The sequence below is a fragment of the Acetivibrio ethanolgignens genome, from assembly GCF_001461035.1.
GTDB lineage: Bacteria > Bacillota > Clostridia > Lachnospirales > Lachnospiraceae > Velocimicrobium > Velocimicrobium ethanolgignens.
Map to the genome: position 1 here is coordinate 1 of NZ_LNAM01000087.1, position 1,520 is coordinate 1,520.

Here is a 1,520-nt window from a genome sequence, read left to right on the forward strand (position 1 = left end):
CAGAGGATTCACTTAACTTAGTGTTGCAAAAAAATAATCAAACAAAACCTCATCAGGCATGGCAAAAATACAAATAAAATCCGAGAAGCTCACTCCTTTTGGAGGAATATTTTCAATCATGGAGCAATTTGACTCCACATTGTCATCTGTAATCGACTCGACACTCGGTCTAAGGTGTAGCTCGTTCGGTTATCAGTACAGTGAAATCGTCCGTTCCCTCATGAGTATCTACTTCTGTGGTGGCTCATGCATTGAGGATGTCACTACTCATTTGATGAACCATCTCTCGCTCCATCCGACACTTCGTACTTGTAGTTCTGATACTATCCTCAGAGCGATAAAGGAACTGACGCAAGGAAACATCTCATACACATCAGATACGGGTAAGAACTACGATTTCAACACGGCTGACACACTCAATACCTTACTGCTCAATTGTATGTTTGCATCCGGCCAACTGAAAGAGGGCGAGATGTATGATGTTGATTTCGACCATCAGTTCATAGAGACTGAGAAGTATGATGCAAAGCCTACATACAAGAAGTTCCTTGGTTATCGCCCTGGCGTGGCGGTTATTGACGACTTGATTGTTGGCATTGAGAATAGCGATGGTAACACCAACGTTCGTTTTCATCAGAAGGACACGCTGAAGAGATTCTTTGAGAGATTTGAGCAGAACGGACTTACAATCAATCGTTTCAGAGCTGATTGTGGATCATGTTCCGAGGAAATCGTGGAGGAAATAGAGAAACACAGCAAATCCTTCTATATCCGCGCAAACCGCTGCAGTTCGCTCTACAATGACATCTTTGCTCTTAGAGGCTGGAAGACTGAGGAAATCAATGGCATTGAGTTCGAATTGAACTCTATTCTTGTTGAGAAGTGGAAGGGTAAAGCATACCGACTTGTGATTCAAAGACAGAAACGGATGGACGGTGTGCTGGATCTTTGGGAAGGAGAATACACATACCGTTGTATCCTGACTAACGACTATGAATCTTCCACAAGAGAAATTGTCGAGTTCTATAACCTTCGTGGAGGAAAGGAACGTATCTTCGATGATATGAACAATGGTTTCGGGTGGGACAGATTGCCCAAATCCTTCATGGCAGAGAACACTGTGTTCCTTCTTCTTACGGCACTTATCCGTAATTTCTACAAGGCCATTATCCACAGACTTGACGTAAAGAGGTTCGGACTCAATGCAACAAGTCGCATAAAAGCGTTTGTCTTCAGGTTTGTCTCTGTACCAGCCAAGTGGATCAGAACATCAAGGCGGTATGTGCTGAATATCTATACCTGTAATAATGCTTACGCAGATATTTTTCAGACTGATTTTGGATAACGCCTACAACTTATGGGTATGATACTGCGTATTGCCTCAAGTCGCATAGTGGGGCAAGGGGATATTGTGGGCAGAAGTGGGTATTTCAGCCTCAATTTATCTGCTAATTCAGTGATGAGAGGACGTTTAGACGCAAGAAGGACGCTGAAGAGCTTAGTTGCGGATTTGAGGTATA

Annotated in this window: 1 protein-coding gene; it reads left to right on the forward strand. The window is 43.2% G+C overall.

Going from position 1 to position 1,520, the window contains the following annotated elements; genetic code table 11:
- Positions 1-58: 58 nt before the first annotated feature.
- Entirely contained in the window at positions 59-1,345 is a 1,287-nt protein-coding gene (locus ASU35_RS04945) for an IS1380-like element IS613 family transposase (protein WP_005805709.1), read from the forward strand.
- Positions 1,346-1,520: the final 175 nt, after the last annotated feature.